13 protein-coding genes and 1 riboswitch are annotated in these 14431 nt (G+C 62.6%); of the genes, 7 read left to right on the plus strand and 6 right to left on the minus strand.

What is annotated here, in order from left to right; genetic code table 11:
• Positions 1-83: 83 nt before the first annotated feature.
• A riboswitch (TPP riboswitch) is annotated at positions 84-206 on the minus strand.
• A gap of 60 nt (positions 207-266) precedes the next feature.
• Complete coding sequence (locus ACU5AZ_RS09885; protein ID WP_446825819.1) at positions 267-1049, minus strand: LamB/YcsF family protein; 783 nt, start codon at positions 1047-1049, stop codon at positions 267-269.
• 71 nt (positions 1050-1120) lie between these two features.
• Positions 1121-2056, minus strand: a complete 936-nt coding sequence (locus ACU5AZ_RS09890) for a LysR family transcriptional regulator (RefSeq protein ID WP_446825820.1) — start codon at positions 2054-2056, stop codon at positions 1121-1123.
• A gap of 183 nt (positions 2057-2239) precedes the next feature.
• Here ACU5AZ_RS09890 and mmsB point away from each other — a divergent pair, with 183 nt between their 5' ends.
• From mmsB to ACU5AZ_RS09925, 7 genes are all read left to right on the plus strand, one after another.
• Positions 2240-3133, plus strand: coding sequence for a 3-hydroxyisobutyrate dehydrogenase (gene mmsB / locus ACU5AZ_RS09895; protein ID WP_446825821.1), 894 nt, complete (start codon positions 2240-2242; stop codon positions 3131-3133).
• Positions 3134-3330: 197 nt separating this feature from the next.
• Positions 3331-4542 carry an ABC transporter substrate-binding protein gene (locus ACU5AZ_RS09900; RefSeq protein ID WP_446825822.1) on the plus strand — a complete coding sequence of 404 codons (1212 nt, stop codon included), beginning with the start codon at positions 3331-3333 and terminating at the stop codon, positions 4540-4542.
• A gap of 97 nt (positions 4543-4639) precedes the next feature.
• Complete coding sequence (locus ACU5AZ_RS09905) at positions 4640-5404, plus strand: ABC transporter ATP-binding protein (RefSeq protein ID WP_446825823.1); 765 nt, start codon at positions 4640-4642, stop codon at positions 5402-5404.
• Positions 5401-6123, plus strand: a complete 723-nt coding sequence (locus ACU5AZ_RS09910; protein WP_446825824.1) for an ABC transporter ATP-binding protein — start codon at positions 5401-5403, stop codon at positions 6121-6123. The genes ACU5AZ_RS09905 and ACU5AZ_RS09910 overlap by 4 nt, the downstream gene beginning before the upstream one ends.
• Positions 6124-6136: 13 nt before the next feature.
• Positions 6137-7033, plus strand: a complete 897-nt coding sequence (locus tag ACU5AZ_RS09915; protein ID WP_446825825.1) for a branched-chain amino acid ABC transporter permease — start codon at positions 6137-6139, stop codon at positions 7031-7033.
• A gap of 23 nt (positions 7034-7056) precedes the next feature.
• On the plus strand, positions 7057-8049 hold the full coding sequence (locus tag ACU5AZ_RS09920; protein ID WP_446825826.1) for a branched-chain amino acid ABC transporter permease: 993 nt from the start codon (positions 7057-7059) through the stop codon (positions 8047-8049).
• 265 nt (positions 8050-8314) lie between these two features.
• Positions 8315-8557, plus strand: coding sequence for a hypothetical protein (locus ACU5AZ_RS09925; protein WP_446825827.1), 243 nt, complete (start codon positions 8315-8317; stop codon positions 8555-8557).
• Positions 8558-8576: 19 nt separating this feature from the next.
• Here ACU5AZ_RS09925 and ACU5AZ_RS09930 read toward each other — a convergent pair whose 3' ends face one another.
• The 4 genes from ACU5AZ_RS09930 to ACU5AZ_RS09945 are packed head-to-tail and all read right to left on the minus strand — an operon-like array spanning position 8577 to position 14431.
• Positions 8577-9650, minus strand: a complete 1074-nt coding sequence (locus tag ACU5AZ_RS09930; protein WP_446825828.1) for an alginate lyase family protein — start codon at positions 9648-9650, stop codon at positions 8577-8579.
• A gap of 4 nt (positions 9651-9654) precedes the next feature.
• A complete protein-coding gene (locus ACU5AZ_RS09935; protein ID WP_446825829.1) occupies positions 9655-12408 on the minus strand; it encodes a tetratricopeptide repeat protein in 2754 nt (917 codons plus the stop codon).
• 26 nt (positions 12409-12434) lie between these two features.
• Positions 12435-13064, minus strand: coding sequence for an alginate O-acetyltransferase AlgF (locus ACU5AZ_RS09940; RefSeq protein ID WP_446825830.1), 630 nt, complete (start codon positions 13062-13064; stop codon positions 12435-12437).
• Entirely contained in the window at positions 13061-14431 is a 1371-nt protein-coding gene (locus ACU5AZ_RS09945) for an alginate O-acetyltransferase AlgX-related protein (protein ID WP_446825831.1), read from the minus strand. Before ACU5AZ_RS09945 ends, ACU5AZ_RS09940 begins: the two co-directional genes overlap by 4 nt.

Genomic DNA, 14431 nt, shown 5'->3' on the forward strand with positions numbered 1-14431 from the left:
CAATGTTTCAAGTTGGAGACCCAGTTCGAAGCCGGAATGATGGTAAGACGCCAGCGACGTCCCGGATTTCGGGTTTCGTCGCATCTGCAGCGCTAGCACCGTCCCTACGCCAGTATGAACTGGATCAGGTTCAACGGGTCACTGCGCTGCTTTCAAGAAAGCCCAGCAGAATCTCAGCCCCTTGCGGGACCCCCCTGGTGAATGCGCCAAGGGTAGGAGCGAAATGCCGCCGGCGTCAAGAGGCTTGGTGCCGGCGGCGCAATATGTCAGATTTGCCCGACCGGCATGGCGAAGGGCCGGATGGTAATGCCTTCGGCCGTCAGTGCCTCGCGGAGTGCCCGCGCCATCGCGACCGCACCCGGCGTGTCGCCATGCACGCAGACCGTCGCTGCCTCGACCGGCAGCTTCGTGCCCGCCGTCGTCACGATCTGGCCATCGCGCACCATGGAGAGCACGTGATCGGCGCTTTGATTGGGGTCGTGGATCACCGAGCCTTCCATCTTGCGGGAGCTCAGGCGTCCCTCGGGCGTATAGGTCCGGTCGGCGAAGACCTCGCAGACCACCGGCAGGCCGGCCTTTTCCGCCGCTGCCGTCATCTCCGAATAGGGCAGGCAGACGAAGACGAGCGCCGGGTCGACCGCCTTGACGGCACGCACGCAAATGGCCGCGAGATCCGGATCCTCCGCCGCCATATTGTTGAGCGCGCCATGGGTCTTCACATGGGTGATCGGCCAGCCGAGCGCGCGGGCCATGCCCTGGATCGCGGCGATCTGGTAGATGAGCTGTGCTTCGAGATCGGCGGGGCTGTCGCCGACGATCCGCCGCCGGCCGAAGCCGTAGAGGTCCATGAAGGAGGGATGCGCGCCGATGGCGACACCACGCGCCTTGGCGGCGAGGATCGTGTCGCGCATCACGGCCGGATCACCGGCATGGAAGCCGCAAGCGACGTTTGCCGTGGTGACGATGTCGAGCATCGCCTTGTCGTCACCCATCTGGTAGGCGCCGAAGCTTTCGCCCATGTCCGAGTTGAGATCCACCGTCGCGACCATGCCGAAAACTCCTTGCCGAACCATGCCTCCAAGCCATTTGAAGCCTATCCGGCTCCGGCAATCAACACGCTTCAGCGTCTTGCGGCGTTGCCGGTCGTAGCGGATGGTCTGTAGGACCTGATAAAGTCACGGTGCGACTGCTCCACCTGTTCGGCTATGAACTGGATGACCGTCTGTACACGGGCGGATTCGCGCGAATCCTCGTGGGCAATCAGCCAGAAGGTGCGCCGCAGTTCGACCACGTCCGGCAGCACGGGCACCAGCGACGGCAGGTCGCCGGCTATGAAATCCGGCAGGATGCAGAGCCCCGTCCCGGCCTCCGTCGCCTTCAGCTGGGCGATGAGATTGGTGCTCGACAGCCGGGCCGAGAGATTTTCGCCGACCGCGTAGAGATATTCGAGCTCCGGCGTGTAGATCAGCTCTGGGATATAGCCGATCAGCAGATGGCGGACGAATTCCTCCTTGCGGGTGATCGGGCCGTGGCGGCGCAGATAATCCTTCGACGCGTAGAGATGCAGCGTGTAATCCACAAGCTTGCGGGAAAAGAGCCGGCCGCGCTCGGGCCGCGACAGGCTGATGGCGATGTCCGCCTCGCGCTTGGACAGGTTGAAGACGCGCGGCATCGCCACGATCTGCAATTCGAGCTCGGGATTGCGCGCGGCAAGCTCGCCGATGCGCGGCGCCAGGAAGAAACTGCCAAATCCGTCGGGCGCGCCGATGCGCACCGCGCCGCTCAACGAAAAGCGCTCCCCGGCAATATCGTTCTGGATGTGGGCCGCCGTGCTTTCGATGTCCTCGGCGTGCTTGAGCAGGCGCTCGCCGATGTCGGTGAGCGTGTATCCGCGCGGCGAGCGGGTGAAGAGCGCGGCGCCCAGCTTTTCCTCCAGCGCGCGTACGCGACGGCTTACGGTGGCGTGATCCGTCCCCATCCGGCCGGCGGCGGCGGTGAGCCGTCCGGTGCGTGCAACGGAGAGAAAATAGCGTAAGTCGTCCCAATCAAAGAGCATGATATGAGCATAATCGCACAATGGTATGGCGATCAAGCCCGTAGCCTTGCAGAAGCAATCGCATATATGAATTGCGATATGGAGTGTGCGGCACAGACGGCGGGATGGGAGCACCGCGGCGGTGAAACAGCACAAACCGGAATGCGAACGGGAGGAGGAACCCATGACGCACGAGGCTTTCAAATGGCCAGAGTAGCGTTTGTCGGGCTCGGCAACATGGGCTTGCCGATGGCGATCAATCTCGCCAAGGCCGGCCACGACCTTTACGTCTACGATGCGGTACCCGAAGCGCTTTCAAATGCGACGGCCGAAGGCATGCATCCCGCAGGCAGCGCCGCGGAGGCCGCAGCCGGTGCGGACTTCATCATCACCATGCTGCCCAATGGGCCGATCGCGCTCAAGGTCTTCGGCGAAATCGTACCGGCCGCCGACAAGGGTGCCGTGATCATCGATTGCTCGACGATCGATGTCGGCAGTGCCCGGGAGGCGCATCGCATGGCTGAAAATGCCGGGCTGATGCCGCTCGATGCGCCGGTTTCCGGCGGAACGTCTGGTGCTGCGGCCGGAACGCTCACCTTCATGGTCGGCGGTTCGAAGGCGGCTTTCGACAAGGCCCTGCCCATACTGAACGTCATGGGCGGCAAGGTTGTCCATTGCGGCGACGGCGGCGCCGGACAGGCGGCCAAGATCTGCAACAACATGCTCCTCGGCATTTCCATGATCGGCGCCTGTGAAGCCTTCGCGCTTGCGGAAAAGCTCGGCCTGTCGGCCCAGGCGGCCTTCGACGTGATCTCGACGTCGTCGGGGTCCTGCTGGTCGGTCAACACCTATTGCCCGGTTCCGGGCGTCGGCCCCAAGTCGCCGGCCGACAACGGCTACAAGCCGGGCTTTGCCGCGGACCTGATGACCAAGGACCTCGGTCTGTCCCAGCAGGCTGCCGAAGACGTTCACCAGGCAACCCCGATGGGCGCGCACGCTTTGTCGCTCTACCGGGAGTTTCTGGACAATAATGGGTCAGGCCGGGATTTTTCGGCTATGATCGAATATCTGAGGTCCATCCGGCGCGATCAGGCCTGAGGAGGACACGCGGAGGGGAATTACGGAACGCTGCGAGCCGAGGGAGAGAATGGCTCGAGGGTTTCGACTTGCATGATCCGGTCAATTTCCGGGAGAGATACGGGCGTCGCGGGTGCCTGCCGATCCCTTCCGGAGCCAGAACCACGAAGAACGCCGGATGATCTTCAAAATCCCGCATGAACCGAAAGGGAGGAACTATGAAGTCGTTTTTTTATGGAAGCGTAAGTGCAGCAGCCCTGCTGATGGCCGCCAACGGCGCCATGGCCGAAGGCATTTCCGATGACGTCGTGAGGATCGGCGTGCTCGGCGACATGTCCGGCGTCTATTCGACCGGCTTCAGCGGCGACGGCGCCGTCGCCGCCGTCAAGATGGCGGTCGAGGACTTCGGCGGCACCGTGCTCGGCAAGAAGATCGAGGTCATTTCCGCCGACCACCAGAACAAGGCCGACATCGCCTCGGCAACGGCACGCCAGTGGATCGACGAGAACAAGGTCGACATGATCACCGACCTGACCAACTCGGCCGTCGCTCTCGCCGTACAGCAGCTGGCGTCCGAAAAGGGCGTCATCACCATAGCCACCGGCGCTGCGTCCGCCGACCTCACCGGCAAGGCCTGCACCAAGTACGGCATCCACTACGGCTACGACACCCATGCCCTGCCCGTCGGCACGGCGTCTGCCGTGGTCAAGAACGGCGGCGACAGCTGGTACTTCATCACCGCCGACTATGCCTTCGGCCATGCCCTGCAGGACAACACGTCGGCCGTCGTCAAGGAGCTCGGCGGCACCGTCGTCGGTTCGTCGGACGTGCCGCTGGCAACGACCGACTTCTCCTCCTACCTGCTGCAGGCCCAGTCTTCCGGCGCCAAGGTCATCGGCCTTGCCAATGCCGGCCAGGACACGGTCAACGCCATTCAGCAGGCGCATGAGTTCGGCATCGTCGAAGGCGGCCAGCAGCTTGCTGGCATGCTGGTGCTGATCTCCGACGTGAAGAGCCTCGGCACCAATGTCGCCAAGGGCCTGAACTTCACGACCGGCTGGTACTGGGACCTCGACGACGAATCCCGCGCCTGGAAAGAGAAGTACATGAAGTACTCCAACAACGCGGCGCCGACCTTCGTTCATGCCGCCGACTATTCGCTGACGATGGCCTATCTGAAGGCGATCGAAGCCGCCGGCACGGACAATGCCGACGCGGTGCGCGAGCAGCTTGGCAAGGAGAAGATCGACGACTTCTTCGCCAAGGGCGGCATGATCCGCCAGGACGGCCTGCTGGTGCATGACATGTACCTGCTGCAGGTACAGGAAGGCGCATCCGATCCGTGGAACGTCGCCAAGGTGGTCCGCACCATTCCGGGCGACGAGGCCTATGCGTCGCTTGCCGACGGCGGCTGCCCGCTTGTGAAGTGATGAGACTGGCGTAACATGTGAGAAGCGGTCGGCTTGCCGGCCGCTTCCTCCGCAAAGCCGGGCATCAGGATAAGACCCGGCAGGATTGGACGGTTTCATGAGCGATTTCATTCTGGAAGCAAGGCAGCTCAATAAGAGCTTCGGCGGCTTTCATGCCGTCCGCAACGTCAATCTCAATATCGAGCGCGGGACGATCCACGCGCTGATCGGGCCGAACGGGGCCGGCAAGACGACCGTTTTCAATCTCCTGACGAAGTTCCTGACGCCGACATCCGGCCAGATTCTCTTCAACGGCAAGGACATCACCCACTGGAAACCCGTCGATATCGCCAATAACGGCATCGTTCGCTCGTTCCAGATTTCCGCAGTCTTCCCGCACCTGACGACGCTCGAAAACGTCCGGCTGTCGCTGCAGAAGCGACTGGGCGTCAGCTATCATTTCTGGCGGTCGAAGAGCCTGTTGTCCTCGCTCGACGACGAGGCCATGGAACGGCTGGACCAGGTCGGCCTCAAGCGTTTCGCGCATGTGCATGCCGTCGAACTGCCCTATGGCCGCAAGCGGGCGCTCGAAATCGCCACGACGCTGGGCCTCGAGCCGGAACTGATGCTGCTCGACGAGCCGACCCAAGGCATGGGCACCGAGGACGTCGGCCAGGTCGCCGAACTGATCAAGAAGGTTTCCGCCGGCCGCACGATCATCATGGTCGAGCACAATCTCGGCGTCGTCGCAGACCTCGCGGACAAGATCACCGTGCTCAATCGCGGCGAAATCCTCGCAGAAGGGCCGTACGAGACCGTCTCGAAGAACCCCGCCGTCATGGAAGCCTATATGGGCATCAAGGCCGAGGAGGCCGGCGCATGACCACTGCGACGCTGACCAAGCCCATGCTGAAAATCAAAGACCTGCACGCCTGGTATGGCGAATCCCACGTCCTGCACGGCATCGACATCGAGCTTGGCGAAGGCCAGCTGATCACGCTGCTCGGGCGCAACGGCGCCGGGCGGACGACGACGTTGCGCGCCATCATGGGCATGGTGTCGCGGCGGACGGGATCCATCACCATCAACGGCGACGAGTTCATCGACAAGCCGGCCCACCGGATCGCACCGCTCGGGCGCATTGGCTACTGTCCGGAAGAGCGCGGCATCTTTGCCAGCCTGACGGTGGAGGAGAACCTGATGCTGCCACCGGTCGTCGGCGACGGCGGCATGAGCCTTTCCGACATCTACGGCATGTTTCCGAACCTGCGCGAGGTGCGCCGGCGCATGGGCACCCGGCTTTCCGGCGGCGAACAGCAGATGCTGGCGATCGCCCGGATCCTGCGCACCGGTGCGCGGCTCTTGCTGCTCGACGAGATCACCGAGGGTCTTGCCCCGGTCATCGTCAAGACGCTCGGCGAGGCGATCCGCCGGCTGAAGAACCAGGGCTACACGATCGTGCTTGTCGAGCAGAACTTCCGCTTTGCCGCAGAAGTCGCCGACCGGCACTACGTGATCGAACACGGCCGGGTGATCGATGCGATCGAGCACGCCGACGTCAAAACGAGCATGGACAAGCTCAACCATTACCTAAGCGTTTGAGGAGGCCTAATTCATGCTAAAGCTGATCCTTGCACAAGGCATGCTGGGCCTCAACAACGGCGTCTTCTACGCCATGCTCAGTCTGGGGCTCGCCATTATTTTCGGGCTCCTGAACGTCGTCAACTTCGCCCATGGCGCGCTCTACATGACCGGCGCCTTCCTGGCGCTGATCCTGTACTCCTATTTCGGCGCCTGGATCGGGCTCGACGGACTGCATGTGAATTTCTGGATGGCGCTGGTGCTGGTGCCGATCCTGGTGGGCTGTTTCGGCATGCTGCTGGAACGCACGATGCTGAAATGGCTCTACAAGTTCGATCCGATCTACAGCCTGCTTCTGACCTTCGGTGTGACGCTGGTGCTGCAGGGCCTGTTCGTCAACTTCTTCTCGGCCTCCGGCACCCCCTACCCCGGCCAGCCGGAAGCGCTACGCGGCGTCGTCAATCTCGGCTTCATGATGTTCCCGAAATTCCGGCTGTTCGCGATCGTCTTCTCCATCCTGGTCTGCCTCGCCGTCTGGTTCGTGATCGAGCGAACGCGTATCGGCGCGATGCTCAGGGCCGGGACGGAAAACCCGGATCTGGTGAAGGCCTTCGGGATCAACGTGCCGCTGATGGTGACGCTGACTTTCGGCTTCGGCACCGGCCTTGCCGGCCTTGCAGGCGTCCTGGCCGCGCCGATCTACTCGGTGAGCCCGCTGATGGGGGCCGACCTCATCATCGTCATCTTTGCCGTCGTCGTGATCGGCGGCATGGGCTCGATCATGGGAGCGGTCGTCTCCGGCTTCGCGCTCGGCCTCGTCGAGGGCGTGACGAAGGTCTTCTATGCACCGGCGGCCAATACGGTGATCTTCTTCCTGATGGTCGTCGTGCTGCTCGTCAGGCCCGCCGGCCTGTTCGGACGGCAGAATTGATGGAAAGCGCTCGAGGAGGCAACATGGAACAGGCCGTCGCCGAAACCGCCACGCTCGACGAGCAGGGGCTCCAGGAAACTTCGCCGCGGGCGCGTCTGGCGCGGGCGATCCTCTGGGCGCTGCTGGTCGTTGCAGTGCTCATCGCACCGCTCTTCCTGTATCCGGTCTTCGTCATGCAGCTTCTGTGCTTTGCACTGTTTGCCTGCGCGTTCAACCTGCTGATCGGCTTCACCGGGCTCCTGTCCTTCGGCCATGCCGCCTTCTTCGGGGGCGCGGCCTACATCGCCGGTCACGTGATCAAGGTCTGGGGCTTCCCGCCGCTCGTCGGCATCCTCACGGGCGCCCTCTTCGCGGCCGCGCTTGGCTATGTGATCGGCGCGCTGGCGATCCGGCGCCAGGGCATCTATTTCGCCATGATCACGCTGGCGCTGGCGCAGATCGTCTATTTCTTCGCCCTGCAGCTGCCCTTTACCGGCGGCGAGAACGGCCTTCAGGGCATTCCGCGCGGCACGCTGTTCGGCATCGTCGATCTTGGCCAGCCGCTGCAGATGTATTATTTCGTCGCCGCGATCTTCATGGCCGGATTCCTGATCATCTACCGCACCATCCATTCGCCGTTCGGGCAGGTGCTGCAGGCGATCCGCGAGAACGAGCCGCGGGCGCTTTCTCTCGGCTACGACGTCGACCGCTTCAAGCTGATCGCCTTCATCATCTCCGCCTCGCTGGCCGGTCTTGCTGGCGCCACCAAGGCCGTCGTCTTCCAGTTCGCTTCGCTGACCGACGCCCATTGGCAGATGTCGGGCGAAGTGATCCTGATGACGCTGCTCGGCGGCATGGGCACGATCTTCGGGCCAGTGATCGGCGCCGTCACCATCGTCACGCTGCAGCACGAGCTGGCCGGCATCGGCTCCTGGGTGCAGGTGGTCATCGGCGTGACCTTCATCGCCGCCGTGCTTCTGTTCCGCCGCGGCATCATCGGTGAGATCGCCCGCCTCTTGAAGATCTCGTCGGTGTGAGGGCATGAAATGATGTCGGGCGGAGCGTTATTGGTGGATCACCGCCCGACGGGAAGACATTTGCAGCGGATTTCGGAATAAAATTTCGCGTCCAAATATCCCGAAATCTTACGAATTTACCCGCTTTTTGACCATCTGTGGCTGTATGGCGCTCGATTGGCCGCTCAATCGGTGGTAATTGAGCCGAAAGCTGCAGAGGGACTTAAGCGTTTGGTAGCTCCCCTGCCCTAGTATCGTCGCAATTGCCTCTCGTCGGAAGATTGCCATGGCCCCTGATCGCGAAAACCCTGCTCTTTCCGCAACCCAGCGTACGGCGTCGCTCGTCCATCGCCTGGGAGAGGCACTTGCCGGCAGCCATGGCCGCGCGCCGAACCTCGACGCGATCCGCGATCTCGTGAAGACGGAAGTCCTCGACTGGCAGATCGACGAAGTGCAGAAGGACGCACAGGCCGATAAGCCCATGATCCTCCTGACAGCGTCATCGAAAATATCCGACCTTCAGTCCTGAGACCTGTTGCCGGAGCGGATCAGCCACCCCCGGTGCTGCAACTGATCGAGCGGTTCGCATAGACTTCGGTCATGTTGCCCCCGAGCTTCGAGTTGGAGAACGGCCTGTAGCCGTCAACCGCCTTCGACAGCGACCGATCATTCGTCATCGCGATGTATGGCTCGACCCAGGCCAGAGAATGGTCGTTGGCCTTGATACCCTTGGAAAACTTCTGTGCCTTGCCGGCAATCGGCTGAACCAAGGACGGGTCGTCAACGGCCTTCATTGTGAACTTGACGATCTTCGCCAGTTTCGCCATGTCCGCTCCGCTGTTGCCGTAGCCGGCTTCGCACATCAACGCCATAGAGGTCGTCAGCGGGCCGAGGGCATGGATCTGGTAGTGGAGCGCATATTTTCCGCGTCCCATCTCCAGGGGCAATGTGCCGTTGGACGAGGCATCCGCCAGCATCGTGCGGTTGGTTTCAAGCGTCCAGCCAATGAACTTGGTGTTATTCTGCATGACGCCGATCTGCGCGACCGCAAGACCTGCCCAGGCCCGCAGATTGTTGCGGCTCGCCTTGGGTGGCGCGCGATAGTCGAAGAAGGCCATGGTTTCGTAGGCGCGCATACGCAGCCAGCGGGCGATACGGCGCCGTTCGTTGGGATAGTGGGTCGCTTCGGAAACAACCTGGGCATAAGCAATGGCGATGCCACCGATGCGCGACGGGACTGCCAGCTTGGCATTGTCCGTCTCCATGTCGCTCAGGGCATCGGCCTTGGCCCAGGTATCGATCGCCTTGATGACGCAGACCGCGAGGTCATGGTTCTTCTGCGGGTCCTCGCGGACCTTGTTGGAATAGCGGGTCAGATCCTGAATGAACTTGTCCACCGGCTTCAGCGCCGCGTCGACCTTGGCGTTCGAGGATTCGTCGATATCGGAGCGGGTCTTGGAATTTGCTTCGTAGCGACTGCCGAAATTCAGGGAGACCACGGGTCGAGGAACGGCAAAGCAGTCCCCCGACCCGCTCGCGCCAGCTGCCGGTTGCGCCAGGAGGACGGCGGATGCGGCACAAAAGCCGGCGACTGAGAGCATTCGGGTGAAATAGTGGGTCAAAACGTCATCCTTCCGGTTGAATCGTCATGAGGGAAAGGGTCTTTCCGGCTTGCTGATACCCCGCATCCGAGGCCTTCTTGAGCCAGAAACGTGCTTTTTCCAAGGAAGGCTCGACGCCAGTGCCGAAGGCGTAAGACTGCGACAGCAGATACATCGCCTCCGCGTCTCCCCCCTTAGCCGAGCGATCGAGCCAGTCGACGGCCTCGGTCGCGGCCGCGGCAGACTTCACCGGGCCGTTCTGGATAAGCTTGGCCAGTTCGCGCATGGCGACCGGCTGGCCCGCCTCGGCCGAGCGGGTGTAGAGATCCTTGATGTCGACCTGCGCCGTGACCGCATTGCGGATGGCCGGCTTCAGCTTGTCCAGCGTTTCCAGTTCGCCCGGAATTTCCTCCAGCGGCGAAATCTTCAGCAGCTCGACGAAGAGATTGCCGGCAGTCTGTGGCGCATAGGCTGCGCTCTGGTCGTTGCCGTAGTATTTGACCAGCCGGAAATAGGCCGAGGTTTCCTTCTGCTTACGGGCTTCCTGGTACATTTCGAGAGCGGTCTGCACGGCCTGCGGCGTGTTCATTGCCTGGTATGCATCGCCGATCTTGACCTTCCTCCAGGAATCGTCGCCGGCGAGATAGCGGGCAATCGTCAGCCAGCGGTCGGCATCTTCGGCCTTGTTGTTGCGGACGGCGAATTCGGCGAGCGCCATCGTATCGTCGTAGTCGCAGCCCTGGGAGCCAACCGCGCGCCGGTAGTACATGTCGCGTGTCTGCGCATCGTCCGCCGAACTGGCGAGAATGAGCTGGGCATACATGTCTCCATAGCGCGCCATGGCTTGCTGGTACTTGGCAACCGTATCGGTCTGGCCGCCGGCAAGCGCCTGTTCGACCTGCTCCAGCAGCTCGACCGCTCGGCCGATGCCGGCCAGCGCAAGCGGCTGGAGGATCGCCTGCGCCTGCTGCAAACTGTTGCGGTCGGTGATGTAGTTTTCAATCAGGAAGCGGGCGAAGTTCAGACCGGCATCCTTATTGCCGGCGCCGGATGCGGCGTCGATGCTCTTTCGTGCCTCCGGGATATTGCCCTTCAGGAGCTTCTGCTTGAAGTCGAGCAGCGCCACCGCCGCATCCACGCCAACCTGATTGGCGCCGTACTTCTTCCAGAAGGCGAGAACCTCCTGCGTACGGCCGGTGTCCTGGAGATAGCGCTGGTAGACGGCCAGCGCATTCGGACGCCGGTAGAGTGCCTGCGTCTGCATGGATGCCACCAGCAACGGGTCGTTCTTCTTCGAGATCTCATCGACCTGGTCCGGATCGATCTCGAGTGTCTTGTTACCCGCGGCATCCTCGACGCCGCTCCAGTAGGACGCGGTCTTCACGTCCGGCCCCTTCGGCGAGACGCAGAGAAAGAGCCGGTGCAGATCGGCGATCGCGTCGATCTTGCCGTCACCCTCGACCGCGGCGGTCAGCAGGGTCGAGGCCTTCGAGACGCCATCGGCGTCCGGCGACTGCCGCAGGATCAGGTCGGCAAGGTCGAGCTTGGCATCGGCATCGCCGAGTTCGACGGCCTTTTCGAGAAGTTCGCGCACTTCCGGCGGTTCCTCCCAAATGCCTGTCCTGGCGACAATCAGCCGTGCAAGCCTCGTAAAGGCCCACGGCGGCGGCTGGTCGCGCTTGACCAGCTTGCGAAGCGCCTTTTCATAGGCCTCCCGATCAGCCGGCGAGCGGTCCTTCGTCTCTTCCAGAAGCTGGGCCTCGCGCACGAGCGCCGCCTGGTTTCCGGCAGCAATGGCCATGTCGTAGAACTTGAACGCCTTCTTTCGGTCCTTTTCGATCAGCGAGCCTTCGGCATAGGTGCGGCCCATTTCCAGCATGGCCGACATGTTGCCGCCCTCGGCCGCCTGCTTCATGTATTTGATGAGGACATCGTTGTCCTTGTCGATCTCGTCGCTTTCGAGATTGAACTCCGCCACCTTCCAGGCGGAATAGCTGTCGCCGAGATCGGCCGCGAACCTGTACCAGGCCGCGCTGGCGGCGATGTCCTTCGTCACCAGTTCCCCCTTGGAGAATTCGCGGGCGATGCGGCCGACGCGGTCGCAGATGCCGGCGTTGAGGACGCCGACGAGCGAACCGAAGGCCATGTTGACGGCGATTTCGGGTTCGATGTCCCAGTCCTCGACCTTCTCGCCGTTGCGGGCGAGGGTCGCGAGATCGAGCATGGCGTCGGCATTCCCGCCATAGGCGGCCTCGACCTTCAGCTTCAGGCCGGCGGCACGGTCGGCTTCGATACCCCGTCCCGCCAGCACGAAGTCGGCAAGCGTATTGAGAGAGCCCGGAGAGAAGTCGGACCTGTCGAGAAGGGTTGCGATCAGCCGCTGGCTTCGGACCTTGTCGGCCTCGCCGAGCGCCAGCATCAGTCGAACGGTGTCGAATTTCTGGTCGGTATCCGTGTAGCCGGGATCGACCGTTGGCAGGAGAGCGATTATGCGGGTGATGATCTTCTGGTACTTCTCCGCATCGAGATCCCGCAGTCGGCCCATGTCACGCTGGATCGCATAGGAATCCTTCTTCGGCAGCGCCTTCTGGTCCCAGGCCTGCCACTGCGCGACGATCTGGTCGTCGCGCAGGCGCGGGGCGCAGACGTTGTCCGGCAGGCCCTTGACCTCCGGCGGCATGAAGCGGACGGTGATCGGGTCCGACAGCGCCGGAGTTCCGGCGGCCAACGACATGACGCCTGCAATCAGCGAAAGCTTTCGAACGTGCGTTTTGATCATGGTAACCTCCGGAAATCCTGTTGATGTCAGCGGGCAATGGTGCTCGGAACCGCAATGGCGGACAGCTTGTCGCCAGAGCCGGTCAGAACCACGGTGATGCCCGAGCCGCGCTTGAATTCGACCGTGTGCAGATCGGCAACGTCCTTGCCGGACGCCTTCACGACGAGATCGAGCTTGAGCGGCGCGCGCAGCGCCACGGTCTTCGACCCGCCCATCTCGACTTTCGAGATCGCCTCGGACTTGGCTTGCGGCACGAAGACGGCAGCGTCCGCCGCATCCGAAAGGTTGTAGAGCGTCAAGCTTGCCTTGGCGGGGTTCTTGGACATGTCGTCCACCACCGTCTTGGTGCCGTCCTGCGTCAGGATGGCGGTGTAGAACTTGCCGGCTCCGGCCTCGACCTTGGCGTTGGTCAGGCTGGAGGAGACGCTGATATCGCCTGGATCGACCGCCACGTAGGGCGACACGCCGTCGGTCAAGCCGGAGAACGAGCTGCCCTTCACGGATGCGATGGACGATCCCGGAGAAATGACCCGCACGAAGGCGGAGTTCGGATCGATCGGCTTGGCATAGAGGCCGGCATCCTGCGCGGATGCGGTGCCGACGATCGCCGTCAGCGAGAAAATGGCGGAAGCGCCGAGTGCAAGAATGGTCTTCATGATTGCTCTCCAAGGTTGGTCTTGCAGATATGAAGGGTCGTGTCGGACCCAGCATTGGTGTCGAAGGTGAGGTCGAGGCCGTTCAGCGCGCCTTTCGGCATGCCGGCCGTCGAGGCGAAATAGCGGCCGGTCGCACGCAGGCGATCGTCACGGCTGATTGTCCGGGTGCGGACTTCGCCATCCGATCCTGTAAAGGCGAAGCTGGCCTTGCGGTTTCCTCCGTCGCCGGCATCGGCGAGCAGGACATCGCCCGGCGCGAAGGAAATCTTGGACAGGTCGGCGTGGAAGCTGTTGGCTTCGCCCGGGGTCAGCGGGATCGCCTGGTCGCATTCGCCGCGCGAGGCGGCGATGATCTCGAACCACGGGCCATCGCCGTACTGGCCGAGATTGTTGTAGATCGGGTTCTCCCAGATCAGGAACCGCGGCCGCTGCTCCTGAAACTCGCGCGATGTGATGTAGGACAGGATCGAACCGAACTGGTTGCCGCCCGAGATCGAGTAGTTTTCGACCGGCAGGCCGCTCCAGTACTGCAGCAGGCCGGCGAAGTTGCTGATCGTCTTGTCGGAATAACTGGTGCCGATCAGCGCGATGCTGCCCGTATCCTCGTTGCCGAAGATGTCAAGGCCGCTGCCGGCATCTCCACCGGCTGCCGCGTCGTCATCGCGGGATACTACGTAAGTATGCGCTTTCACTTTCGGCACGCTTTCGAGGCAGTGCTGCTGCAGGAGCTTGCGCATGCTGGAGAATTCACTGGAGACCGGGCCATCATCGCGCTTGAACTTCACCGGCGTAACGTCGGCATATTCCGGCAGCGACTTGATCTTCTCGCCGACCGCCTCGGCGGCGGCATTGGCGCCCTGTGCCGTCCAGTGGAAGTCGGACTTGAAGAAGGCGAGTTCGCCGAACTGGTTTTCCGGCTTCTCGCGCATCGGCTCGGCGATATCGACCGTCGTCACGCCCTTCTTGTTCAACCGCTCGACGATGTCATCGTAGACGGCCTTGGCGATCGACGGATCGAAACCGTAGAGCTGCGCCCGGTCAGGGGCGTATTGCGGCAGCACCTGCGACTTGGTGGGCACCGGCACGTAGATCAGCGTCGTACCCTTCGCCTCCAGCGCCTTGGCCATCTCCGCCATCCGGTCGGTGACCTCCGTCGTGAAGGCGTGCTGCAGGCGCATGTCGGCAAGGATGCGGTAGAACATGCCGTCCTTGCCTTCGATCATCTGCAACTCGGAAATGTCTTCGAGATTGCTGCAGCCAAAAGCCGAGCGGTCGTCGCGTTCTGCGGAGAACGCGTGGCCCGCGGCAAGGAGTGCGAAAGCCGAAGCCGCCGCTGCAAGGATGGACTGTCTCTTGAAACTGGTCAT

Source organism: Rhizobium sp. PAMB 3182, from assembly GCF_052908355.1.